The sequence below is a fragment of the Phreatobacter sp. genome (assembly GCF_051860605.1).
Classification (GTDB): domain Bacteria; phylum Pseudomonadota; class Alphaproteobacteria; order Rhizobiales; family Phreatobacteraceae; genus Phreatobacter.
Window position 1 is genome coordinate 503,181 of the sequence record NZ_JBHYDR010000001.1, and the last position, 22,792, is coordinate 525,972.

Sequence of the window (22,792 nt, forward strand, 5' to 3'; positions counted from 1 at the left end):
GGCAGGTTCGTTTCGCCGCCGGCGCATGGCCGAAACCTGCAGCGCCCACGCCACGGGATGATGTCGCGGCCGGCGCGGCCATGTTTCAGCCACGATCGGAGACGGCCCGGCCCGGAAATGATGGAAACAGGACGGGCGCCTGACTGCCATCGAAGCGAAGGGACGCCGGGCCAGGATGGGTCAACCTGACAAGACCCGATCCGGACACCCGACCATGACACCCCAGCAGATTGCCACCGTGCGCCGCCAGTTCGGCCTCATCGCCCACAACAAGGACGGCTTTTCCGCCGCCTTCTACGACAATCTCTTCGATGCGCATCCGACGCTGCGCCCGCTGTTCCCCGGTGACATGCGCCCGCAGCGCGTCAAGCTGGTCCAGGCGCTGGCCCACGTCATCCTGTCGCTCGACAACCTCGCCGCCGTCATCGACGACGTGCGGGCGCTGGGCATGCGCCACGCCGGCTATGGCGTGACCCCCGACCATTACAATGCGGTCGGTGAGGCGCTTCTGAAGACGCTGTCGGAGACGCTCGGCGACAGTTTCGACCACGCCTCCGAATCCGCCTGGGCGCTGGCCTATGGCACGCTGGCCGATGCCATGATCGAGGCGGCCGACGACGCGGCGCTGCGCACCGCTGCCGAATGAACGGGGCTCAGGCGCGGCCGTTGGGCCGCGCCGCCGCCGACCCGCCGTTCAGCGCGGCCGAGAGCCGGCCGAGAACCTGCCGGACCTCATCGAAGGTGAAGGGCTTCTCCAGGACCACCACTTCGCTGCCGAGCGCCTTGGCCAGCCGGTCGGGACCGGCCACCGTGTCGCCGGTGACGATCACCGTTCGGTCGGCGAGCGCCGGATCGCGGGCATGAATGCGGTCGCGCAGGTCGATGCCATCGAGACCCGGCATCCGGAGGTCGGCAAAGACGATGTCGAACCGCTCCTGCCCGATGCGCTCGAGTGCGGCCGTCGAGCGGTCGACGACGATCGGCCTGTGGCCGAGCCCCTCGACGATCTCGGCCAGGCTGCGGGCGACATCCGCCTCGTCATCCACGATCAGGATGGTGAGGCCGGTCCTGCCGCGTGCCGCTCCGGGCGCGGCCACGGCCTGCACGACCTGCGCCGCGGCCGGCAGCACGATGTCGAAGCGCGCACCGCCGCCGGCCTCGTTGGTGAGGCGCACCTCGCCGCCATGGGCCTCGACCACGTTCCGGCAGATCGACAGGCCGATGCCGGTGCCGACGCCCGCCGGCTTGGTGGTGAAATAGGGATCGAAGACCTTGCGGCGCAGGTCCTCCGGCACGCCCGGCCCGTTGTCGGCGACGGTGATGGCCACCTTGCCGTCGCGCAGGGCGGTCTCGAGGCGCACGATGCGCGGCGCCGGCCGGTCCATCAGCGCCTGCTGGGCATTGATCAGCAGGTTGGCAAGAACCTGGCCGAGCAGGTCGCGGTCGCCGGAAATGGCCGGCAGTCCCGGCGCGAGCGAGGCCTGGACCGCGATGTCCGAGCTCTTCAGGCCATAGGCGACCATGTCGAGCGCGCCGGCGGCGATGGTGTTGATGTCCACAGGCTCGCGCTGCGGCGGCTTCTGGCGCGCCATTGCGAGGAAGCTCTTGACGATGCGACCGCAGCGCTCGGCGGCGGCATGGATGCGCTCGCCGCGGCGGCGCACGTCATCGCTCGGCGCCTTCTCGATCAAGAGGGACGACTGGGCGATGACGATGGCCAGCGGATTGTTCAGCTCGTGCGCAACCCCCGCCAGCAGCGACCCCATGGCCGAGAGCTTTTCCACCTGATGCAGGCGCTCGCGGCTTGCCTCCGCCTCGGCGGTCATCCGGCGCGCCTCGGTCAGGTCGCGGACATGGGCCATGAACAGGCGCTGCTCGCCGAAGCGCACCGAGTTGACGGAATATTCGATGGGGAAGTTGCTGCCGTCCTTGCGCAGGCCGAAGGTCTCGAAGCGGCGGGCGAGGCCGGTGCCGTCGGCGCGCGTCTTGTAGCGCTCCATGGCGCTGGTCTGCTCCTCGCGCAGATCCTGCGGAATGACCAGTTCGGTGACCTTCATGCCGATCGCCTCGTCGCGCGTGTAGCCCGACATGTCCTCGGCGGCGGGGTTGAACTCCAGGATCGTCCAGTCCTCGTCCGTGACGATGATGGCGTCGAGGGATGCGCGAACCACGGCCCTGTTGAGGGCCTCGCTGCGGGCTAGCTCCTGCTCGCCCAGCTTCTGCTCGGTGAGGTCGCGGGTGAAGGTGAGGAAGCCGACCTTGCTGGCCCCGATGGGCAGGTAGGGAATGAGAGAGACCTGCAGATAGCGCCCGCCCCGGCTGACGAAGTCGATCCAGCCTTCCCAGCGCATCGTCTCGCCGCCCTGGACGCGGGCGGACATGGACTCGTACTGCTCGACGACGCGGGGGCCGAGGATTTCCCCGACCGTGTGGCCGATGACCTCGTCGCGGGTCTTGCCGACGAAGTCGAGGAATTCCCGGTTGGCGTCCCGGTAGATCAGCTCATGATCGACATAGACCGTCCTCAGCGGGATGCCGTCGATCATGGCGCGCAACTGGTGGAACTTGGCGCGTTCGTCGGCGATCGCCGCGCCGATCTGCGCGCGCAGCGGCATCCAGGGCGCCGGCACCTCCGGGAGCGGCGTCTCCATGCCCTGCCGCGCCTCGGCGCCGAAGCGGGCAAGCTCGACCGCCGGGGCAACGAACTGGCGCCAGACCAGCAGGGCCAGAACCGTGAAGGTCGCGACGATGCCGAACACCAGGACGACGTGCTGGACGAGATGGTCCAGCGCCTGAGCGGTGATCTCCGCGCGGCCATAGGTGGACCAGGCGAGCAGCAGGACCAGAAGCAGAAGCGGCAGGCCGCAGACGGTCAGCAGCCCGGCGAAGCGCCGGGACAGGTCCGCCCCCCGCTGTGGCTGCCGGGGAGCAAGGGCATCGGGCGCGCCGGTCTCGGCCATGCCGCGGACATTGGTCGGGCCTTGCCGTGGCGTCAAGCGCCCGGGCGCTCAGTTGCCGGCAAAAAGCCGGCGCACGCGCATGAGTTCGCCGGTGGTCTGCCGGATCTTGCCGCGGAAATCGTCGTGGACGCGGAGCGCGGCATCCGGAAACTCGGTCAGGACGCGACGGAACAGGGCGCGCGGAATGCGCAGCACCGTCGTCGGCTCGGCCGCGACCGCGGTCGCCGGCCGGGATGTCTCGACGATCAGGGCGATCTCGCCGACCAGCGCGCCCGGCCCGGCCCGGTGCTCCCCAAGGCCGCCGCTGCCGGAGAGCGTCAGGGCGCCCTCGACCACGACATAGCCGGAATCGGCGGCATGGCCCTCGCGGAACAGGACGTCGCCGGCGCGCAGCACCCGCGTCTCGGCTGAGAAGGCGAGCAGCCGGATAGGCTCGGCGCCGATGGCTGCGAGGAGCGGAACCCGGGACAGAAGCGCAATATCGTCTTCGAGGGCCATGGGCTCCGATTCGTGGAAGGGTCAGGGCACGAGCTTGTAGCCGCCGCCCTCTGTGACGAGAAGGGACGCGTTGCCGGGATCCTTCTCGATCTTCTGGCGAAGCCGGTAGATGTGAGTCTCCAGCGTATGGGTGGTGACGCCCGAATTGTAGCCCCAGACTTCGGAGAGCAGGATCTCGCGCGAGACGGGCTTGACGCCCTGCCGGTAAAGGTAGCGCAGGATCGCCGTCTCCTTCTCGGTCAGCCGGACCTTGCCGTTCTTCTCGGTGATCAGCAGCTTGGACGAGGGACGGAACGTGTAGGAGCCGATCTGGAAGACCGCATCCTCGCTCGCCTCATGCTGGCGCAACTGGGCGCGGATGCGGGCCAGCAGCACGGCAAAGCGGAACGGCTTGACGACATAGTCGTTGGCGCCGGCTTCCAGACCGAGGATCGTGTCGGAATCGGTGTCGTGGCCGGTGAGCATGATGATCGGGCTCTTGAAGCCGCCCTTGCGCATGATCTTCACCGCCTCGCGGCCATCCATGTCCGGCAGCCCGACATCCATGATCAGGAGGTCGATGTGATCGCCCTTGACCAGCTGGATGGCCTTGGTGGCGCTGTCGGTGGTGGTGGCGTCGAACTCCTCGTGCAGCGCGAGCTGCTCCGAGAGGGCCTCGCGCATGTCGGCATCGTCGTCGCACAGGAGGATCTTGCGCACCTGACTCATCGAATCACCCGGATGTGGGAAAGGGCGGCACGCGGGGACGGCCACCAGAATAGGACACAGAAGCAGGCTTCGCGCAAACGGCCGAGACCGCTACAGGTCGCCTGTCTGCTCCTAGAGATATGGATGACCGTTTGATGGCGAAAGGCCGGATCACACGCATTTTTGTCCATGCCCTGCCCGGCAGGCCGTCGCGCGGCATGGTCCATGTCGGCTTCGCCGCCTTTCCCTGCGCGCTCGGACGCGGCGGAATCCGGGCCGCGAAGCGCGAGGGCGACGGCGCCACACCGCGCGCGCAGCTGCCCCTGCGCCGGGTGTTCGTCCGGGCCGACCGCAGGGTCCGGCCGATGTCGCTCCGGCCCGTGCGCGCCATCCGCGCCGACGACGCCTGGTGCGACGATGCGGCCGACCGCCGCTACAACCGGCTGATCCGCCGCCCGCCGGGGCCGGCCGAGGAGCGACTGATGCGCGACGACAGGCTCTACGATGTCATCGTCGAACTCGGCTGGAACGACCGTCCGGTGCACCGCCACAGGGGCAGCGCCATCTTCTGGCACGGAGCGCGTGAGGGTTTCACGCCGACCGCCGGCTGCGTCGCCATCCGGATTGCCGATTTTGCCCGGATCCTGCCGCGCCTGTCGCGACGGGCCGTGATGGTGGTGCGCTGAGCCTCACACCGAGACGGTGAGGCCGCCATCCACGAACAGGATATGCCCGGTGACGAAGTCGGAGGCGGGCGCGGCGAGGAACACGCAGGCGCCCTGAAGTTCCGCCACATCGCCCCAGCGGCCGAGCGGTGTGCGTCTGGCGAGCCAGGTGGAGAAGATCTCGTCCTTCACCAGGGCGTCGGTCAGGTCGGTGCGGAAATAGCCCGGCGCAATGCCGTTGGAGCGGATTCCCTTCGGTCCCCATTCCACCGCCATCTGGCGGGTCATCATCTTCACGGCGCCCTTGGAGGCGGTGTAGGGGGCAATCGTCGGGCGCCCGAGTTCGCTCATCACCGAACAGGTGTTGATGATCTTGCCGTAGCCGCGCGGGATCATGTGCCGGGCCACCGCCTTCGAGACATAGAAGACGCTGTCGATGTTGGTCGCCATGACCTGGCGCCAGCCGTCAACGGGGAAGTCCTCCAGCGGCTGGCGAATGGTCATGCCGGCATTGTTGACGAGAATGTCGATCGGCCCGAGATCGCGTTCGATGGCGTTGACGCCGTCGGTGACCGCGTCCGGATCGGTCACGTCGAAGACCTGCGTGGCGACCTTGAAGCCCTTCGCCTCGAGCGTCTCCCTGGCCTTGCCGAGCTTGGCCTCGTCCCGGCCGTTCAGAACGATCTCGCAGCCGGCACCTGCCAGCCCCTCGGCGAACGACAGGCCGATGCCGCTGCCTGATCCGGTGATGAGCGCGCGGCGCCCGGTGAGGTCGAAGCTCTTCAAGGTCATGGCGCCGTTCCCCGGTATGCGCACTCCGCCTGCCAGCAAAAGCGAAGCGGCGAGACAAGGCAAGCGGGACCTTGACGGCTACTCCGCGACATACTTGACCAGTTCCCCGCCACGGGGCTGGTCCGTCGGCCCGAGGCCGTTCAAGGCGCGGAACCTCTCCTCGGCGCGGTCCGGCACCTGCATGCGCCGGGCAAAGGTCTCGACCGTGTCGCCTTCACCGGCACGCAACACCCGCACGCGCAGGGGCCTGATCGCGGCCTCCTCGCTGGTCAGGCGGCGGAAGCTGTTCATCGAGGCGCGGAAGGAGCCATCCACCTCGCCGCTCAGATCGCGGGCCGCATAGATCAGCCGGTACACCTCGCTGCCGAACCGGATGACCATGATGCGAAACGACCAGTCGGACCCGCGTGCCACGGCCGTTGCACCCTGGAAGCCGTTGACGTTGACCTGTTCGACCGTGTCCTCGGCGAGGCCGTCGATCCAGCCCGAGGCAAGATAGGTGGTGAGCGACTGGCTGGCCGGCACCCGCACGACGTCAAGCCGGATCGCCATGTCGTTCGGACCGAGGCCGGTCACCGCCGAGCGCGAATTCTCCAGCGTGAAGCCTTCGGGCGCCGTCACGGTGAAGCCGAGGCGGGGGTGGATGAAGGTGCGCCCGCGCACGACGCCCTGGCGCGGATCCTCGGCGAAGGTGATGCCTTCCACCGCCCGCAGGAAGCGCTCGCTGTCGCGTGGCCGGCCATCCGGCGCCGTGAACTGGCGCGCCGACAGCACGGCCTGGCGGATGCGCTCGGGGGTGGAGGGATGGGAGGCGAGGAAGTCCGGCCCCTCCTCGCCGCCGCGTGCCCCGCGCAGGGCCGCGTTGCGGTCCATGCTCTGCAGGAACCGGGAGGCGCCGTAGGGATCGTAGCCGGCCTTTGCGATCAGCGCGACGCCGATTGCATCCGCCTCCAGCTCCTGGGCGCGCGAGAAGCCGGCGAGCGAGACGCGGGCCTCGGCGCGGCGGGCCTCGGCACCGGCGGTGTCGTTCAGCAGGCGGGCGCGCATGACGGCGACCAGCTCGCTGGTCCGCACCCGGTCCTCGCGCTGGCTGGCATGGCGGGCCGAGACATGGGCCATCTCGTGGCCGAGCACGGCGGCGAATTCGCTGACATCGTTGATCAGCGCCAGCATGCCGCGGGTGACGTAGATCTGGCCGGAGGGCAGCGCGAAGGCGTTGATGGTGGCCGAGTTCAGCAGGGTGAGGCGATAGCGCTGCTCGGGCCGGTCGGAGGCGGCTGCGAGCCGTTCGAGAATCTCGGCCCCCAGCCGCTCGAGGTTCGGCGCGCTGTATTCGCCGCCGAATGCGGCGAGGATGCGCTGGTGGTCGCGCGAGGTGAGCGGCGGCAGCCGGCTCTCTGTCGGCACGGGAGTGGGCAGGGGGGTCGGCAGCGGATCGGGGGCGGTGGCACAGCCGGCAAGGCTCAGGGCAAGCGCGATCGTTGCCGGACCCGCCGTCCGGCAATACCCCTCCCACGCTCCTGTGAACCGAAACACGGTCCCGGGCTACCTCGCGCCGCTGACAGGCGCCGCTGCGATGGTGATCGCCTCCGGCATCGCCGCCGCGATGAAGGGGCCGCGCCGGACCGTCACGGTCCCGCGCACCCGCAGCATCTGCCCGCGGAATGCGGCAGGTTCAAGCCCCGCATTGCGGAAGGCGGGCATGTCGCGCTGGTGGATGGTCACGGTCAGGGCCCCCGATCCGGGCGGGCCGAAATTGACGTAGGTGATGCGATTGACGGTCCGGACGTTGCGCACGCGGCCCTCGGCGACGGCAAACAGCCCGTCGCGGGCCTTCAGGGCTTCCGTATCGTTTGTATCGAGAATTGTGCCAGCCGTTGCCCAGATGCCACGCCGGGCGGTCACGGCCTCGGTCTCGGCCGCCTCCATCAGGCGCCAGCAGTCGCGCGGCACGGCACGGGCCGGGGTGAGGCGGGCCGTGCCGGCGCGCAGCAGGCCGGCCTCGAGGAGGCTATCCGCACCCAGCGCAAGGACCGGCAGGCGCCCGTGCCGGTCGGCCGTGCCGAGAATGGCCAGGCGGGTCGCGTCCGAGGCCGGAACCTGCACCTCGCCCGCCAGGGCGACGAGACGGAAGCGCCGTCCATCGGGAGCGGCCAGAACGAGCGGTGAATCGGCACGCAGGCCGGGTATGGCTTCCGCGCCCTCGGGCGAACAGGCAAGCACCTGACCGCCCGCGACGACACAGGTGCCGTGAACGAGCGCCGCCGCCAGGAGGCGCGCGGCGCCCATGGTCAGGCGCCCCTGCGGTTCTGCCGGTTGTTGATCAGGTCATCGACGACGGCAGGATCGGCCAGCGTCGAGGTGTCTCCCAACGCGCCGAACTCGTCCTCGGCGATCTTGCGCAGGATGCGGCGCATGATCTTGCCCGAGCGGGTCTTGGGCAGGCCGGGAGCGAACTGGATGAGGTCGGGCGAGGCGATCGGGCCGATCTCCTTGCGCACCCAGGCGACCAGTTCCTTGCGCAGCGCCTCGGCAGGCTCCTCGCCCGTCATCAGGGTGACATAGGCATAGATGCCCTGGCCCTTGATGTCGTGGGGATAGCCGACCACCGCGGCTTCCGAGACCTTCGGATGGGCGACGAGGGCGGATTCGACCTCCGCCGTGCCCATGCGGTGGCCCGAGACATTGATAACGTCGTCGACCCGGCCGGTGATCCAGTAATAACCGTCGGCATCGCGCCGGCAGCCGTCGCCGGTGAAATACTTGCCGGCATAGGTGGAGAAATAGGTCTGGACGAAGCGCTCGTGGTCGCCGAACACCGTGCGCATCTGGCCCGGCCAGGAATCGGCGATGGCGAGATTGCCCTCGCAGGCGCCCTGGAGCACCTTGCCCTCGGCATCGACGATCTCGGGCCGCACGCCGAAGAAGGGCAGCGTCGCCGAACCCGGCTTCTGCGCGATGGCGCCGGGCAGCGGCGTGATCAGGATGCCGCCGGTCTCGGTCTGCCACCAGGTGTCGACGATCGGGCAACGGCCCTCGCCCACCACCCGGTGATACCATTCCCAGGCCTCCGGATTGATCGGCTCGCCCACCGATCCGAGCAGCCGCAGCGAGGCGCGCGAGGTCCGCTTCACCGGCTCCTCGCCGGCGCCCATCAGCGAGCGGATGGCGGTCGGTGCCGTGTAGAAGGTGTTGACCTTGTGCTTGTCGACCACCTCCCAGAAGCGGGAAATGCTGGGCCAGGTGGGGATGCCCTCGAACATCAGCGTGGTGGCGCCGTTGGCCAGCGGACCATAGACGATGTAGCTGTGGCCGGTGACCCAGCCGACATCGGCGGTGCACCAGTAGATGTCGCCGTCGTGGTAGTCGAAGACATACTGGTGGGTCATCGAGGCATAGACCAGATAGCCGCCGGTCGTGTGCAGCACGCCCTTCGGCTTTCCCGTGGAGCCGGAGGTGTAGAGGATGAACAGCGGGTCCTCGGCGTTCATCTCCTCCGGCGGGCACTCGTCCGGCACGGAGGCGGCAAGGTCGGCATAATAGTGGTCGCGCCCCGCCGTCATGGCCACGGGCGAGCCGGTGCGCCTGACCACGATCACGCTCTTCACGACACCGGGGGCCTTGTCGCAGGCGGCATCGACATTGACCTTGAGCGGCACCTTGCGGCCGCCACGCAGGCCCTCGTCAGCGGTGATCACGACGGATGTCGAGGCATCCTCGATGCGGCCGGCCAGCGAATCCGGCGAGAAGCCGCCGAAGACGATGGAGTGGACGGCGCCGATGCGGGTGCAGGCCAGCATGGCATAGGCCGCCTCGGGGATCATCGGCAGGTAGATGGTGACCCGGTCGCCCCGCGACACGCCCTGGCTCTTCAGCACATTGGCCCATTTCATCACCTGGGCATGCAGCTGGCGGTAGGTGATCCGCGCGTCGTCCTTCGGATCGTCGCCCTCCCAGATGATCGCCACCTGGTCGCCGCGCTTTGCCAGATGCCGGTCGACGCAATTGTAGGAGACGTTGGTGGTGCCGTCCTCGAACCAGCGGATCGAGACATTGTGCGGGTCGAAGGAGGTGTTCTTCACCTTCGTGAACGGCCGGAACCAGTCGATCCTTTTGCCGTGCTCGGCCCAGAACGCGTCGGGAGAGGCGAGCGAGGCCTCGTACATGGCCCGGTAGCCGGCCGCATCCAGATGGGCCCGGGCCGCCCATTCGGCGCTGACGGGATAGAGCTTCTCGGACGACATGGGCTTCCCTCCAGGGCCGGCCGGCCGCGAGAGGAGGCCATGCCGGTCACGATGCTTGTTGTGCTCGCGCGTGGTGCCGCCTTCACGAGGCGGTTCTGTTCGTGGGGCCTTGCAGCCGGGCGGACAATACGTCGGGGAAAGCAGGCGGCTCAAGAGAGGCCCGCTCACACTTTGGTCGCTGCGGCGCGGGGATACCGGTCATCCGGCCCGATTGACCCGGCCGGCCCGGCCCGCCCAAGGTGCCGCCTCTCAGGACGGTCCGGGGCGGGGCATGAAGCAGGCGATCGACACCATTCTTTCCGAAGCCACGGCCTCCGGCGCGGTGCCCGGCGTGGTTGCGGCGGTCGGCGACCGGACCGGCGTGCTCTACGAGGGCGCCTTCGGCCTGCGCGGTCTCGACCGGCCGGATCCGATGACGCCGGATACGGTCGCCTGGGTCGCCTCCATGACAAAGGCGCTGACCACGGTCGCCCTCATGCAACTGGTCGAGCGCGGCAAGGTGGAACTGGATGCGCCGGCCGGCCGCTATTGCCCGCAGATCGGGGCGGTGCAGGTGCTGGCCGAATTCGATGCGGGCGGCCAGCCGGTGATGCGGGCGCCGAAGCGACCCGTGACGGTGCGCGACCTGCTCACCCACACATCCGGCTATGCCTATGACTTCGCCTCCGGCGCCATCCGCAAATACATGAAGGCGACCGGTTTGCCTACGACCAATACGGGGCTGAAGGCCTCGCTCGCCGCGCCGCTGATCGCTGATCCGGGCGAGGCCTTCGTCTACGGCATCAGCACCGACTGGGCCGGGCAGGTGGTGGAGGCGGTGACGGGTTCAACGCTCGAGCAGGTCTTCGCGGCGAACATCGCCGGCCCCCTCGGCATGTCGGACACGATGTTCCGCCTCGGTCCGGACCAGCACGCCCGGCGCGCGACCGTCCATGCGGTGAAGGAGGACGGCAGCTACGTGCCGACGCCGATGGTGGTGGTGCAGGAGCCGGAATTTGCCTCCGGCGGCGGCGGGCTCTATTCGACCGCCGGGGACTATCTGGCCTTCACGCGCATGCTGCTGAACGGCGGCGTGTTGGACGGCACCCGCATCCTGTCGGAGGCGAGCGTCGCCGCGCTCGGCACCGACCAGATTCCCCACATGACCATCCCCGCCATGGGGCTGATGTCGCCGATGGGCCTGCGGCAGGTCGACTTCTTCGGGGGCCAGCCGACCGGCTGGACGCTGGCCTTCCAGATCAACCGCGAGCGGAGCGCCGAGGGCCGCGCCGCCGGCTCGCTGTTCTGGGGCGGCTTTGCCAACACGTTCTACTGGATCGATCCGGCCAGCGGCCTCACCGGCGTGTTCATCACGCAGGTGGTGCCGTTCTTCGATCCGCGCTCGGTCAAGCTGTTCAAGGCCTTCGAGCGGGAAGTGTATCGGGCGAGGTGAGGCGGCCGAGTGCCGGGTGGGTGCAGCGGAAACGAAGTGGGGCATCCCGGTTCAGCACTGCGATCATTCCTTCTCTTGCCGTCACCCGTCATCCCCGGCGGAGCGCAGCGAGGGGAAGGGGATCCAGACTTTCGCGCGAGAGCGAGGCTGGCAGGCTGGACCCCCTTCCCTCGGCCTTTGGCCTCGCCGGGGGTGACGGCAGGTGTTCGCCTGTGCCGATGCGCAAGAGCGCTGGCCATGTCATCTGCGCTCATACCCTCGGTTTGCTCCACCCGTCATCCCCGGCCGAGCGCAGCGAGGGGAAGGGGATCCAGCCCTGCACTTATCCGTTGAGCCGCTCGTAGAGATCGTCCCAGTCGGGGTTGTCGCGCTCGATAAGCCTGATCTTCCAGGCGCGATTCCAGCCCTTCAGCTGCTTTTCTCGCGCGATCGCTGCGGCAATGCTCTCGTAGGGTTCCATCTGCACCAGCAGGGCAACGCCGTAGCGGCGTGTGAAGGCCGAACCGATGCCCTGCCGATGCTCAAAGGTGCGACGCGAAACGTCGTTGGTCACGCCGACATAGAGCGTGCCGTTGCGCCGGCTGGCGAGGATGTAGACGTAGTACACAGCGGCCGTCTCTGTGTTGCTGGCATCTGGACCCCCTTCCCTCGGCCTTTGGCCTCGCCGGGGGTGACGGCAGGTGTTGACCTCGGCGGATGTGCAGGGCCGGCGACCGTGTCGCCCGCGCTATCATTTTCGACGGCCTCCACTCGTCATCCCCGGCCGAGCGCAGCGAGGGGAAGGGGATCCAGCCCTGCACTTATCCGTTCAGCCGTTCGTAAATGCCCTTCCATTCGGAATTATCGCTTTCGACAAGCCTGGTCGTCCAAGCGCGACTCAGCTCCGCCTGCCCCCTATTCCGCCGCCTTCGGCAGCTTCACACCTGCCTCGCGGAGCACCGCTTCCGTGTCCTGGCCGAGCTTCGGCGGCGAGGAGCGCGTCGTGGCCGGGCTGGCGGCGAAGCGCACCGGGTGCTTCATGTCGATCCAGGTATAGCCGTCCGGGTGCTGGCGCTTGCGGAAGAAGCCGACCGCCTTCAGGTGCGGGTCGTCGGCCAGGTCCTCCAGCCGGTTGACCCGAGCGTGGGGGATGTTGCGGGCGCCGAGGCTGGCGATCCAGTCCTCGGTGGTGCGGCTGGCGCAGAGCTCGTCCATCATGCCGTAGAGCGTCTTGATGTTGGCCTGACGCGCCGGATAGCTGGAAAAGCGCTCGTCGGTGGCAAGGTCGGGCCGCCCGGCGAGCTCGAAGAAATCCTTCCAGTTGCGGTCCGAATAGGGCGTCACGCCCACCCAGCCGTCCTTCGTGCGATAGGGCCGCCGGTCGGGATTGTGGATGCGGGTATAGCCGAAGCCGGCGCCGGCCGGCGGCGGGTCATAGACATTGCCGTAAAGGTTCTCGTGCAGCACGAAATGGGTGTAGCACTCGAACATCGGCACCTCGACGAGTTGTCCCTCGCCGGTGCGCTCCCTGTGCAGGATGGCGGCGAGCGCGGCCTGCACCATGAACAGGCCGACCGTCTTGTCGGCGGCGAGCGTCGGCAGGTAGCGCGGCGTCGGGTTGCCATCGATGCGGCAGAGCAGGTCGGCGCCTCCCGAGACGCCCTGGATCAGGTCGTCATAGGCCGGCTGGCCGGCATAGGGGCCGTCCGAGCCGAAGCCCGAGGCATGGACATAGATCAGCCCCGGCTTCACCTTCGCCATGGTGTCGTAGTCCATGCCGAGCTTGGCGGCCGTCTCCATCCGCATGTTGGAGCAGACCACGTCGCAGGTGGCGGCCAGCTGCAGGCAGGCCTGCCGGTCCTCGGGGCGCTTGAGGTCCAGCGTCACCGAGCGCTTGTTCTTGTTGTTGAGCATGAACAGAGGCCCCATGCCGGGGCCGGCGGCCTCCGCGCTCGGGCCGGCCCAGCGCATGATGTCGCCGCCATCGGCTCCGGGGCTTTCCACCTTGATGACTTCGGCGCCCATGTCGCCGAGCAGCATGGTGGCATAGGGGCCAAGGATGACGGCGGTCAGGTCCAGGATGCGGATGCCGGAAAGCGGGCCGCGCGGCGCTTCGGCGGGGTCTTTGGCGATCTGTTCGGTCATGGGTCGGGTCACGAGCCTGTCGGGAGCGGTTCAGCCTTCATTCTAGTCCGGAGCCCGGTGCCTTGCGAACCCCGTCAGGTGGAAGCCGTGACCGTCGCCCAGCGCAGGACCTGGTCAACCGGCCGCCTTCTTCGGATCGATGCCGCCCATCTGGCAGACCAGCGCCCATTCCGCATCGGTCACCGGCTGCACCGACAGGCGCGAGAGCTTGAGCAGCGCCATCTCGGCGAGCCGCGGCTCCTGCTTCACCGCTTCGAGCGAGACCGGGGTCTTCAGCGGCATGACCGCCTTCAGGTCCACCACCACCCAGGGCTCGCCGGCCTCTGCGGTCGGGTCAGGATAGGCTTCGCGGATCACCTCGACGATGCCGACGATCTCCTTGCCCTCGTTGGAATGGTAGAAGAAGCCGCGGTCGCCCTTCTGCATGCGCATGAGGTTCAGCTTGGCGGCATGGTTGCGCACACCGTCCCAGTGCGTGCCCTTGGCGCGGGCGGCGACCTGATCGTCCCACGACCACTTGAAGGGCTCGGACTTGTAGAGCCAGTGCGCCACGTCAGGCTCCCTCGGGCTTCTGACCAGCGGTCGGGATCAGCTTGCGGAAGGCATCGAGTTCATTCACGAAACGGTCGAACTCGGCCAGCGTCATGGTCGCCTTGCCGTCGCCGGTCTCGATCACCACGATCGGCTCGCCGCCCGTCCGCCGCTTCATCAGCCTAGCTACGGGGAAGATCACCGAATGGGTCAGGTCGAAGGGGTGGGTCTCCGCCACGAGGTCCGCACCCATGGCCTTCTGCGCCGCCTCGACGCCGCGCGCCAGCTTGTCGAAGAAATTGGTCATCCGTCCGCTCCGCCTATTCCGCCCGCTGCGGCCGTGCCATCAGCTGGGCAATCGCCTGGTCCACATCAATCAGCCCGCCGAGGACCGCGTCCACCGCCTGGGCGATGGGCATGTCGATCCCTGCCGCGTGAGCCGTCTCCACCAATATCTCTGCGGTCAGTGCGCCTTCCGCAAGCGCGCCCCTGCCGGACACCATGTCCAGGGCCTTTCCCTCGCCCAGCGCATGGCCCAGCGCGAAGTTGCGAGACTGCAGGCTCGAGCAGCTCAGGATCAGGTCGCCGAGACCCGAAAGCCCCATCAGCGTCTGCGGCAGGGCGCCGAAATGGGTGCCGAAGCGGGACAATTCGGCAAAGCCGCGCGCGGTGATCGCCGCGGTTGCGCTCGCGCCGAGCCTGCGGCCGGCGACGATGCCGGCAGCGATGGCCAGCACGTTCTTGGTGGCGCCGCCGATCTCGACGCCGCGCAGATCGGTCGTGTGGTAGAGGCGGAAGGCCGGCGAGCCGAGGGCCGCGGCGATGGCGCGCGCCACCGCCTCGTCCGCGGCGGCCACCGTCACCGCCGTCGGCAGTCCGCGGTCGATGTCGCTGGCAAAGCTTGGCCCGGACAGGACGGCCGGCACGGCGGCCGGTACCTCTTCCTCGGCGATCTGCGACAGGAACCGCCCGGTGCCGCGCTCGATGCCCTTGGCGCAGACGACTAGCGGCGTGCCCGGAGCGATGTCCGCCGCCGCAGCCTTCAGGACGCTGCGCAGGGCCTGCGCCGGGACGACGACCAGCACGATGTCGGCCGCCAGGGCCTCGGCAAGCGTTCCGGTTGCGGTCACCGCCTCGTGGATGATGGCCCCCGGCAGGCGGACGGCATTGGTGCGCGGCCCGTTGATCTCGGCGACCACGCCCGGTTCGCGCGCCCACAAATTCACACGCCGGCCAGCCCGCGCCGCGACATTGGCCAGCGCCGTTCCGAAGGCGCCGGCGCCCAGAACGCCGACATGCAGGGCGCCGGTCTGCGGTCCCGGTGTCATGCCCGCGTTCTCCCGTTGCCCGCCATGGCGTCTGCTCCCGCTCCCCCGCGCCTCATGCCTTGGCCCCCAGCCGTCCCGAGCCGATGATCGCCGCCGCCTCGTCCAGCGGCCAGCGGGCCCGGGGCGCGAAGGAGAGGTCGTCGACGAGCCCGAGGCGCAGCCGCTCGACCCCGGCCCAGGCGATCATGGCGCCGTTGTCGGTACACAGTTTCGGTGGCGGAACGACAAAGGGCAAGCCGCTTGACCGTGCTGTCCGCTCCAGCGTCGCCCTCAGAACCCGGTTCGCGCCGACCCCGCCGGCCACCACCAGTGCGGATGGTTCACCGTAACGCTTCCGGAACAGTCCGATGGCGACCTTCGTGCGGTCGGCAACCATATCGGCGACCGCCTGCTGGAACGATGCGCACAGGTCCGCAATATCCTGCCCGGTCAGGGTCCCGGCCTCGCGGACCAGCCTCTCGGCTTCCACGCGAACCGCCGTCTTGAGGCCGGAGAGAGAAAAGTCCGGCTCCGGCCTCCCGGCCATCGGGCGCGGAAAGGCGAACCGGTCCGCGCGGCCGCCCAGCGCCCGCCGCTCCACCTCCGGACCGCCCGGATAGCCGAGGCCGAGCAGCTTGGCGACCTTGTCGAAGGCCTCGCCGATGGCGTCGTCGATGGTCGTGCCGAGCTTGGCATAGGCACCGACCCCGGACACGGCGACAAGCTGCGTATGGCCGCCGGAGGCGAGCAGCAGGAGATAGGGAAAGGCCACGGCATCGGTGAGCCGCACCGTCAGCGCATGGGCCTCGAGGTGGTTCACCGCGATCAGCGGCCGGTCGATGGCCAGGGCCATGGCCTTGGCGGTGGTCAGGCCGACCAGCACGCCGCCGATCAGGCCGGGACCGGCCGCCGCCGCCACGGCATCGAGCTCGCCGGGCGTGACCGCGGCCTCGCGCAACGCCTCGCCGATGATCCGGTCGGCAACCTCCACATGGGCGCGCGCGGCGATCTCCGGAACCACGCCACCATAGGGTGCATGGTCGGCGAGCTGGCTCAGCACGATGTTCGACAGGATGGCACCATGCCCGTCGGCATCGACGCGCACGACCGCAGCGGCCGTCTCGTCGCAGGTCGTTTCGATGCCGAGGACGAGCATGGACAGAAGCTTCCGTCACGGGCCGCCAGACCGGCCCTTCCGGCGCGCGGCCGGATCGTTATGATCAGCGCGGCAGCATCGGCCTAGCATCGCAGGTTCCCATGGCGCAATCGCCCTTCCTCCGCATCGGCACACGCGGCTCCGCACTCGCCCTGGCCCAGGCCCATCAGGTGCGGGGGCTGCTGGCCGCCGCGCATGGCGTGGCCGAGGACGATATCCATGTGGAGGTGATCCGCACCTCCGGTGACATCATCCAGGACCGGCCGCTGTCCGAGGCCGGCGGCAAGGGCCTGTTCACCAAGGAGATCGAGGAGGCGATGCTCGACGGGCGCATCGATCTGGCCGTCCATTCCTCCAAGGACATGCCGACCGTGCTACCCGACGGTCTCGGATTGACCTGTTTCCTGCCGCGCGAGGACGTGCGCGACGCCTTCATCGGCCATGGCGCGGCGTCCATCGCCGGATTGCCGCAGGGGGCGGTGGTCGGCTCCTCCTCGCTGAGACGGCAGGCCCAGCTCCGGCGCGAGCGGCCGGACCTGTCCATCGTCATGTTCAGGGGCAATGTGAACACCCGCCTCCACAAGGTCAGCACCGGCGCGGTTGCGGGCACGCTGCTCGCGCTTGCCGGACTGAAGCGCCTCGGCCTCGCCGATGCCGTGTCCGAGCTGATCGCGACGGAACGGTTCCTCCCGGCGGTCGGGCAGGGGGCCATCGGCATCGAGACACGGCTCGACGACAGCCGCACCCGCGACCTTCTCGCACCGCTCGACCACCGCGATACGGCGATAGCGCTCGCCTGCGAGCGGGCCTTCCTCGCCGGGCTCGACGGCTCCTGCCGCACGCCCATTGCAGGACTGGCACGGGTGACCAATGGCGAAATTGCCTTCCTCGGCGAGATACTGAAGCCGGACGGACGCCAGTTCTTCGGTGCGGCCCGGACGGGACCGGTCGCGGAGGCTGTCGCCCTCGGGGCCGACGCCGCTGCCGAACTCAAGGCGCGCGCGCCGTCAGATTTCTTCCTCGACACCTGATGCGCGTACTCGTCACCCGTCCCGAGCCGGATGCCGGCGCGACGGCGGAACGGTTGCGCGGGCGGGGGCACGATCCCCTGCTCGCGCCCTTGATGACTGCGGTGCCCGTGGCCGAGCCGCTGCCTCTGGCACGGCCCGACGGGCTCGCCTTGACGAGCGGGCGCGCCATCGCCTTCCTCGATCCTGCCCTGATGGCCGCGTTCCGCCACCTGCCGGTCTTTGCGGTGGGCGAAAGAACCGCCGCGGTGCTGGTGGAGACAGGCTTTGCCGATGTCCGGCCGGCCGGGGGCGATGTCCGTTCTCTGGCCCGCCTGATCGCCGCGGCCGACCTGCCCGAAGGCAGTCGCATCCTCCATCCCGGCGGCGAGGACCGCGCCGGGGACCTGCGGGCGCTTCTCGCGGGTACCGGCCTGACGGCGGTGCCCTGGACGGTGTACCGGATGGAGCCGGCGGCAACCCTGCCCGCCGCCGCGGTCGCAGCGCTCCGCGAGGGGCGTATCGACGCGGTCCTGCACTATTCTCCGCGCTCGGCGGCGACATTCGCAGCCCTTGCGGTCGGCGACGGGCTTGCACGAGCCGCCGCCGGGCCTCTCCATGCCTGCCTGTCGGAGGCCGTGGCTGCCGCCCTTTCGCCGCTCCGGCCGGGCATGGTGCGGATTGCCGCGCGTCCCGACGAAATGTCCCTGATGCGGCTGCTGGACGGCAGGTCGGGTTGCGGCTGAGATGCCCTGCGGATACAGCTTGGCGTCCGGGGCAACGGAGACGACGGATGGCTGAGGACGACCGCCCGACCGACGCTGGAAAGCTGAAGCGCCGCGGCAAGGCGCCGACCCTGACGCTGGAAGCGACCGACATCACGCCGGCCGTCGAGGCTCCTGCAGACCCGCTGCCGGGGGGCGCCTGGCCCGCGATGGAGCCGACGGCGCCCGAGGCTGCCGCCGAACCCGCCACAGGTGCATCCGGGGCCTCGTCTGGCGGCAGCGACGAGGCTGTCGCGGTTGCCTCCGATGCGGGCGGTCCCGGCGCCTCTGCGGAAACGGCACCGCCTGCGGAGGCATCGTCCCCCACAGAGGCTCCATCCCCGGAAGCCCCCGGCCCGGCCGGCGCCGATGGACCAGCGACCTCGCGAGGCGACGCATCCGCGGGCGACACGGCTGCCGACGCCCCGTTGCTACCACCCGCCGAGGCCGCCCCCCCGGCGCCCGACGAGGCCCGGCGGCATCCGGATCCGGAGCCGGCCGGCCTCTCCGGCTCCCCGGCGACCGGTGACGCCGCTGCCGCCAGACCAGAGCCTTCCCGCGCATCCGAACCGCCGCCGTCCATGCCGGTGCCACTGCCGGCCGGCCGGTCCGGACCCGGCTTCGGCGCACTGATCGCCGCCGGCCTCGTCGGCGCGCTGCTGACGGCGGGACTTGCTTTCGGCGCCGCGCAGTTCGGCTATTTCTCGCCACCGCCGGCCGACACGTCTGCGCTCGAAACCCGCCTCGCCGCCCTCGACCGCCGCATCGGCGAGGTCGCGGCCCGTCCGGCTCCCGTTGCGCCTCCGGTCGCCGGCGCGACCGGCGCCCCGCTGGACATCGCGCCCCTGACCCAGCGGCTTGAGACCCTGGACACGGCGCGGGCCGCCCTGGAGGCGCGCATCGCCGCGCTGGAGAGCCGGCCGCAGCCCGAACCGGCAGCCGCCCCGCCGCCAGCGGCCGCACCGGCGCCGGTCGATCTCGATCCGGTCAATCGCGAGATCGAGGCGCTCAAGGCCGCGCTCGGCCGCGTCGAGGAAGCGCAGCGCAGCGTCGCCGCCGCGCCCGCTCCGTCGCCGGCGCCGACCGGTCCCGACATGGCCGCGGTGACCGCCGCCATCGACGAGCGGCTGCGCGAGGCCGTGGCGACGGAGGCGCGCAGGGCCGAGGCCATCGAGGGCCGGGTCACCCAGCTCTCGACGGAAATCGCGCGCCAGGCTGAAGCGCTAGAGGGTCGGGTCACGGCGCTGACCGGTGATCTTGGCAAACAGGCCGCTGCCACCGAGGCTGCCACCCAGCGCCTCGCCACCCTCGACCAGGCCCGCGCCCTTGGCGAACGATCCGCGCGTCTGGTCGGTATCGAGGTGCTGCGCGCGTCGGTCGACCGCGGCGGGGCCTATGCAGCCGAGTTGCGCGGGGCTCTGGCGCTGGGCGTCGATGCGGATGCCCTTGCGCCGCTGTCGGCCTCGGCCGAACGGGGCGTGCCCACGCGGGCGGCGGTCCACCGGGGCTTTGCCGGTCTTGCACCGCAGCTTGTCCGCGCGGCGCCGACCGGCGGCGAGGGCGGCTTCTTCGACCGACTGGCGTCCAATGCGCAGGGGCTGGTGCGCGTGCGCCCGGTCGGCGAGGCGGCAGGGGATTCGGTCCCGGCCGTGGTGGCGCGGATCGAGGCGAAGCTCGGCCGGGGCGATCTGGCCGGCGCGCTGGCCGATTTCGACGCGCTTCCCGAGCCGGTCAAGGCGCCGGCGCAGGACTGGCTGGTGGGGGCGCGCGCACGTTTCGTCGCCGATCGCGCCCTGGCAAAGGTTTCTGCCGAAGCGCTGGCCGCGCTGCCGGCGCGTTGAGGAGGGGTCATGATCCGCATCGTCGTCTTTCTCCTCCTCATCGCGGCTCTGGCCACCGGTGCCGGCTGGCTGGCTGACCGGCCCGGGACCGTCACCGTGGTCTGGCTCGGTCGTAACATCGAGTTCGAGGTGCTGACCGGCATCGTTGCGGTGGTTGTCGCGGCGGCGCTGGCCATGCTCAGCCTGTCGCTGCTGCGCTGGCTGGTGACCAGCCCCGCGATTGCGGCGCGCGCCATGCGGCGGCGCAAGCAGGACAAGGGCCGCGAGGCGATCCAGCGCGGCATCGTCGCGGTTGGGGCCGGCGACCGGCGCGCGGCCGAGCGCCATGCCTCGGAGGCCGACCGCTATGCCCCCGATGCGCCGCTGACCCTGCTGCTGAAGGCGCAGGCGGCCCAGCTTGCGGGGGATCGTCCGGGCGCTGAAAAAGCCTTCCGGGCCATGATCGATCGGCCGGACACACGGGTTCTCGGACTGCGCGGCCTGCATGTCGAGGCGCAGCGACGCGCCGATCCGGTTGCCGCCCGCGCCATTGCCGAGGAAGCGGTGAAGGTCGCGCCCGGCGCCGGTTGGGCGGCACAGGCGGTGCTGGAAAGCCAGACCGTGTCGGGCGACTGGGACGGCGCCATCGCCACGGTCGAGAAGCAATATGCCGCGCGGGTCATAGACAAGGACACGGCGAAGCGGCGGCGGGCCGTGCTCGTCACCGCCAAGGCGGCGGCGCTCGAGGACGTCGATCCGCCGAAAGCCAGGGCCCTGGCACTGGAGGCGGTGACGCTCGCGCCGACACTGACGCCAGCTGCGGCCATTGCCGGCCGGTTGCTCGCCCACGAGAATGATCCGCGCAAGGCCTCGAAGATCATCGAGGCGGCCTGGAAGGCCATGCCGCATCCCGATCTTGCCGAGGCCTATGCCCATGCCCGCCAGGGCGATTCCCGGCTCGATCAGCTGAAGCGGGTGGAATATCTCGCCCGGCTCACCCCGTCCCATCCCGAGGCGCTGCTGGCGGTCGCCCGTGCGGCCATCGATGCCGGCGACTATGCCACGGCCCATCGCGCGCTCGACGAGGTGGTGGAGATCCGGCCGACCCAGCGCGTGTGCCTCCTGATGGCCGAACTCTTCACCCGCGAGGCCTCCGACTACGGACGCGCGCGCGAGTGGATGGCCCGCGCCCTGCGCGCACCCCGCGACCCGGTCTGGACCGCCGACGGACAGGCAAGCGACGTCTGGCTGCCGGCTTCGCCGGTGACCGGCCGGCTGGACGCCTTCGAGTGGAAGGTGCCGGTGGCAGAGCTTGGCGGGCCGTCGCTGCATGTCGACGACGTGCTGGCCGATATCGCGGAGGCGGAGGCGCAGATGGCGGCGGAGGCGGTTGCCCCCGCGCCGGTCATCGAACTGGTTCCCGAGCCTGCGCCAGAGCCGATCCGGGTGGTCGAGCCGGAACCGGCTCCGCCTCCCTCCCCGCCGCCGGTTGTCGTTCCCGTTGCGGCCGCCGCGGCCAGCATCGTGCCGACGCCGCCTGCAGCGCCGCCCCCGCCCGCAGCCGCCCCGCTCAAGGCCAATGGCACCGCGGCCCCGGAACCGGCGCCCGCCCCGTCCGTCGAGCCTGATCCTGTGCCCGCCGTCGCGACGGAGCCCGTCCCGGCCGCGACCGAGCCGGTGGCAGAGCCTGCTCCCGCGCCGGCGGCGGCCGATCCGGCGCCAGAGGCGACGGGGCCTGCGCGAACGCGGCCGAAGCCGGTGGAAACCGTCTTCCCCATGGCCCGGGCACCCGACGATCCCGGTCCGCCCGAGCCGGCCGAGGCGCCTCCCAAGCGAATGTCCATCTTCCGCAGCTGACGGATGCCATGCGGGATCGGGGCAGGTCCGGTCCGGGACAAAGGCTTGCCCGGTGCCGGGACCTCATGACATAGAGGGCGCGCCGGTCCCGTAGCTCAGCAGGATAGAGCAGCGGTTTCCTAAACCGTTGGTCAGGGGTTCGAATCCCTTCGGGACCGCCATTCTTGCGCTCACGGCCGTCCGCGACAGGTCAGCCGCGTGTGCCAAAAATGGCGCTACCGACCCTGACATGGGTCGCGCCCATGGCAATGGCCGTGGGGAAATCGGCGCTCATGCCCATGGAGATGGTCGTCAGGCCGTTGCGGCGGGCGATGGTGGTGAGCAGGGCGAAATGGGGCGCCGGCGGCTCGTCGGCCGGCGGGATGCACATGACGCCCTCGACATCCAGCCCGTAGTCCTGGCGGCAGGCGCGGATGAAGGCGTCGGCGTCCTGCGGCAGGACGCCGCCCTTCTGCGGCTCGGCGCCGGTATTGACCTGAACGAGGAACCGGATCACGCGGGTGCCGCCGGCCCTCTGGATCTCCTTGCGAAGAGCCGAGGCGAGGGAGATGCGGTCCAGCGTCTCGATGACGTCGAAGAGCGCCACGGCCTCCCTGGCCTTGTTGGACTGGAGCGGGCCGATCATGTGCAGTTCCACGTCCGGATAGCGCTGTCGCAGGTCCGGCCATTTGGATTTCGCGTCCTGCACGTAGTTCTCGCCAAAGACCCGCTGTCCGGCGGCCAGCACCGGTTCGATCGCCTCGGCGGGAAAGGTCTTTGACACGGCGACCAGCGTCACCGCGTCGGGCGGTCGCTGCGCGTCGGCCGCGGCTCTCGACACCGCGGCGCGGACCGCGTCGAGGCGGGCAACGGCTTCGGAAGAGGCGGCAATGTCTGTCATGGCTCTGGCCGTGTCCGGGCGATGAGGAGCGGCCTGCCTAGCACGGCGCGGCGGCCCGCGACCATGCG

At 70.0% G+C, this 22,792-nt stretch carries 21 protein-coding genes and 1 tRNA gene; 8 read left to right on the forward strand and 14 right to left on the reverse strand.

What is annotated here, in order from left to right:
• Positions 1-214 precede the first annotated feature (214 nt).
• Complete coding sequence (locus ACTIFS_RS02335; protein ID WP_439572418.1) at positions 215-646, forward strand: globin domain-containing protein; 432 nt, start codon at positions 215-217, stop codon at positions 644-646.
• A gap of 7 nt (positions 647-653) precedes the next feature.
• Here ACTIFS_RS02335 and ACTIFS_RS02340 read toward each other — a convergent pair whose 3' ends face one another.
• From ACTIFS_RS02340 to ACTIFS_RS02350, 3 genes are read right to left on the reverse strand one after another with little or no spacing between them, the layout of a single operon-like run.
• Complete coding sequence (locus tag ACTIFS_RS02340) at positions 654-2,996, reverse strand: PAS domain S-box protein (protein ID WP_439572419.1); 2,343 nt, start codon at positions 2,994-2,996, stop codon at positions 654-656.
• A gap of 12 nt (positions 2,997-3,008) precedes the next feature.
• Entirely contained in the window at positions 3,009-3,458 is a 450-nt protein-coding gene (locus ACTIFS_RS02345; RefSeq protein WP_439572420.1) for a cyclic nucleotide-binding domain-containing protein, read from the reverse strand.
• Between the two features lie 21 nt (positions 3,459-3,479).
• The gene (locus ACTIFS_RS02350; protein WP_439572421.1) at positions 3,480-4,166 is read right to left on the reverse strand and encodes a response regulator transcription factor; all 687 of its coding nucleotides are present in this window, start codon (positions 4,164-4,166) and stop codon (positions 3,480-3,482) included.
• Positions 4,167-4,300: 134 nt separating this feature from the next.
• On the opposite strand from ACTIFS_RS02350, the gene ACTIFS_RS02355 reads away from it, so the two are divergent.
• Complete coding sequence (locus ACTIFS_RS02355) at positions 4,301-4,831, forward strand: L,D-transpeptidase family protein (RefSeq protein WP_439572422.1); 531 nt, start codon at positions 4,301-4,303, stop codon at positions 4,829-4,831.
• A 3-nt stretch (positions 4,832-4,834) separates the two neighbouring features.
• Here the strand turns inward: ACTIFS_RS02355 and ACTIFS_RS02360 are convergent, their stop codons facing one another.
• From ACTIFS_RS02360 to acs, 4 genes are all read right to left on the reverse strand, one after another.
• Entirely contained in the window at positions 4,835-5,602 is a 768-nt protein-coding gene (locus ACTIFS_RS02360) for an SDR family oxidoreductase (RefSeq protein ID WP_439572423.1), read from the reverse strand.
• Between the two features lie 78 nt (positions 5,603-5,680).
• Complete coding sequence (locus tag ACTIFS_RS02365; protein WP_439572424.1) at positions 5,681-7,138, reverse strand: M48 family metalloprotease; 1,458 nt, start codon at positions 7,136-7,138, stop codon at positions 5,681-5,683.
• A 9-nt stretch (positions 7,139-7,147) separates the two neighbouring features.
• Positions 7,148-7,891, reverse strand: a complete 744-nt coding sequence (locus ACTIFS_RS02370; RefSeq protein ID WP_439572425.1) for a hypothetical protein — start codon at positions 7,889-7,891, stop codon at positions 7,148-7,150.
• Between the two features lie 2 nt (positions 7,892-7,893).
• Positions 7,894-9,846, reverse strand: a complete 1,953-nt coding sequence (gene acs, locus ACTIFS_RS02375; RefSeq protein ID WP_439572426.1) for an acetate--CoA ligase — start codon at positions 9,844-9,846, stop codon at positions 7,894-7,896.
• Between the two features lie 271 nt (positions 9,847-10,117).
• On the opposite strand from acs, the gene ACTIFS_RS02380 reads away from it, so the two are divergent.
• Entirely contained in the window at positions 10,118-11,278 is a 1,161-nt protein-coding gene (locus tag ACTIFS_RS02380; RefSeq protein ID WP_439572427.1) for a serine hydrolase domain-containing protein, read from the forward strand.
• Between the two features lie 322 nt (positions 11,279-11,600).
• On the opposite strand, the gene ACTIFS_RS02385 is transcribed toward ACTIFS_RS02380, so the two are convergent.
• The 6 genes from ACTIFS_RS02385 to tsaD form a co-directional block, all read right to left on the reverse strand.
• On the reverse strand, positions 11,601-11,885 hold the full coding sequence (locus tag ACTIFS_RS02385) for a GIY-YIG nuclease family protein (protein ID WP_439572428.1): 285 nt from the start codon (positions 11,883-11,885) through the stop codon (positions 11,601-11,603).
• Positions 11,886-12,172: 287 nt separating this feature from the next.
• Complete coding sequence (locus ACTIFS_RS02390; RefSeq protein WP_439572429.1) at positions 12,173-13,402, reverse strand: CaiB/BaiF CoA transferase family protein; 1,230 nt, start codon at positions 13,400-13,402, stop codon at positions 12,173-12,175.
• A 114-nt stretch (positions 13,403-13,516) separates the two neighbouring features.
• Entirely contained in the window at positions 13,517-13,954 is a 438-nt protein-coding gene (locus ACTIFS_RS02395; protein WP_439572430.1) for an EVE domain-containing protein, read from the reverse strand.
• Position 13,955: 1 nt separating this feature from the next.
• Positions 13,956-14,240, reverse strand: a complete 285-nt coding sequence (locus tag ACTIFS_RS02400) for a hypothetical protein (protein WP_439572431.1) — start codon at positions 14,238-14,240, stop codon at positions 13,956-13,958.
• 13 nt (positions 14,241-14,253) lie between these two features.
• Positions 14,254-15,261 carry an NAD(P)H-dependent glycerol-3-phosphate dehydrogenase gene (locus ACTIFS_RS02405; RefSeq protein ID WP_439572432.1) on the reverse strand — a complete coding sequence of 336 codons (1,008 nt, stop codon included), beginning with the start codon at positions 15,259-15,261 and terminating at the stop codon, positions 14,254-14,256.
• 52 nt (positions 15,262-15,313) lie between these two features.
• Positions 15,314-16,396, reverse strand: a complete 1,083-nt coding sequence (gene tsaD, locus ACTIFS_RS02410) for a tRNA (adenosine(37)-N6)-threonylcarbamoyltransferase complex transferase subunit TsaD (RefSeq protein WP_439572433.1) — start codon at positions 16,394-16,396, stop codon at positions 15,314-15,316.
• A gap of 101 nt (positions 16,397-16,497) precedes the next feature.
• Here tsaD and hemC point away from each other — a divergent pair, with 101 nt between their 5' ends.
• The 5 genes from hemC (at position 16,498) to ACTIFS_RS02435 (ending at position 22,005) form a co-directional block, all read left to right on the forward strand.
• Positions 16,498-17,427 (forward strand): hydroxymethylbilane synthase, encoded by a 930-nt coding sequence (hemC, locus tag ACTIFS_RS02415; protein WP_439572434.1) that lies wholly within the window; start codon positions 16,498-16,500, stop codon positions 17,425-17,427.
• A complete protein-coding gene (locus ACTIFS_RS02420; RefSeq protein WP_439572435.1) occupies positions 17,427-18,149 on the forward strand; it encodes a uroporphyrinogen-III synthase in 723 nt (240 codons plus the stop codon). Before hemC ends, ACTIFS_RS02420 begins: the two co-directional genes overlap by 1 nt.
• 599 nt (positions 18,150-18,748) lie before the next feature.
• Positions 18,749-20,008 carry a mitofilin family membrane protein gene (locus ACTIFS_RS02425; protein ID WP_439572436.1) on the forward strand — a complete coding sequence of 420 codons (1,260 nt, stop codon included), beginning with the start codon at positions 18,749-18,751 and terminating at the stop codon, positions 20,006-20,008.
• A gap of 9 nt (positions 20,009-20,017) precedes the next feature.
• The gene (locus ACTIFS_RS02430) at positions 20,018-21,844 is read left to right on the forward strand and encodes a heme biosynthesis protein HemY (RefSeq protein ID WP_439572437.1); all 1,827 of its coding nucleotides are present in this window, start codon (positions 20,018-20,020) and stop codon (positions 21,842-21,844) included.
• 84 nt (positions 21,845-21,928) lie between these two features.
• Positions 21,929-22,005: transfer RNA gene (locus ACTIFS_RS02435), tRNA-Arg, on the forward strand.
• A 29-nt stretch (positions 22,006-22,034) separates the two neighbouring features.
• Here ACTIFS_RS02435 and ACTIFS_RS02440 read toward each other — a convergent pair.
• Positions 22,035-22,724, reverse strand: coding sequence for a YggS family pyridoxal phosphate-dependent enzyme (locus ACTIFS_RS02440; protein ID WP_439572438.1), 690 nt, complete (start codon positions 22,722-22,724; stop codon positions 22,035-22,037).
• Between the last annotated feature and the right edge of the window lie 68 nt (positions 22,725-22,792).

Coding starts and splice junctions, on each gene's coding strand:
- ACTIFS_RS02370 (WP_439572425.1), bottom strand. CDS start 7,891: ATGGGCGCCGCGCGCCTCCTGGCGGCGGCGCTCGTTCACGGCACCTGT.
- ACTIFS_RS02440 (WP_439572438.1), bottom strand. CDS start 22,724: ATGACAGACATTGCCGCCTCTTCCGAAGCCGTTGCCCGCCTCGACGCG.
- ACTIFS_RS02350 (WP_439572421.1), bottom strand. CDS start 4,166: ATGAGTCAGGTGCGCAAGATCCTCCTGTGCGACGACGATGCCGACATG.
- acs (WP_439572426.1), bottom strand. CDS start 9,846: ATGTCGTCCGAGAAGCTCTATCCCGTCAGCGCCGAATGGGCGGCCCGG.
- ACTIFS_RS02345 (WP_439572420.1), bottom strand. CDS start 3,458: ATGGCCCTCGAAGACGATATTGCGCTTCTGTCCCGGGTTCCGCTCCTC.
- tsaD (WP_439572433.1), bottom strand. CDS start 16,396: ATGCTCGTCCTCGGCATCGAAACGACCTGCGACGAGACGGCCGCTGCG.
- ACTIFS_RS02430 (WP_439572437.1), top strand. CDS start 20,018: ATGATCCGCATCGTCGTCTTTCTCCTCCTCATCGCGGCTCTGGCCACC.
- ACTIFS_RS02380 (WP_439572427.1), top strand. CDS start 10,118: ATGAAGCAGGCGATCGACACCATTCTTTCCGAAGCCACGGCCTCCGGC.
- hemC (WP_439572434.1), top strand. CDS start 16,498: ATGGCGCAATCGCCCTTCCTCCGCATCGGCACACGCGGCTCCGCACTC.
- ACTIFS_RS02390 (WP_439572429.1), bottom strand. CDS start 13,402: ATGACCGAACAGATCGCCAAAGACCCCGCCGAAGCGCCGCGCGGCCCG.
- ACTIFS_RS02405 (WP_439572432.1), bottom strand. CDS start 15,261: ATGACACCGGGACCGCAGACCGGCGCCCTGCATGTCGGCGTTCTGGGC.
- ACTIFS_RS02360 (WP_439572423.1), bottom strand. CDS start 5,602: ATGACCTTGAAGAGCTTCGACCTCACCGGGCGCCGCGCGCTCATCACC.
- ACTIFS_RS02400 (WP_439572431.1), bottom strand. CDS start 14,240: ATGACCAATTTCTTCGACAAGCTGGCGCGCGGCGTCGAGGCGGCGCAG.
- ACTIFS_RS02335 (WP_439572418.1), top strand. CDS start 215: ATGACACCCCAGCAGATTGCCACCGTGCGCCGCCAGTTCGGCCTCATC.
- ACTIFS_RS02425 (WP_439572436.1), top strand. CDS start 18,749: ATGCCGGTGCCACTGCCGGCCGGCCGGTCCGGACCCGGCTTCGGCGCA.
- ACTIFS_RS02355 (WP_439572422.1), top strand. CDS start 4,301: ATGGCGAAAGGCCGGATCACACGCATTTTTGTCCATGCCCTGCCCGGC.
- ACTIFS_RS02420 (WP_439572435.1), top strand. CDS start 17,427: ATGCGCGTACTCGTCACCCGTCCCGAGCCGGATGCCGGCGCGACGGCG.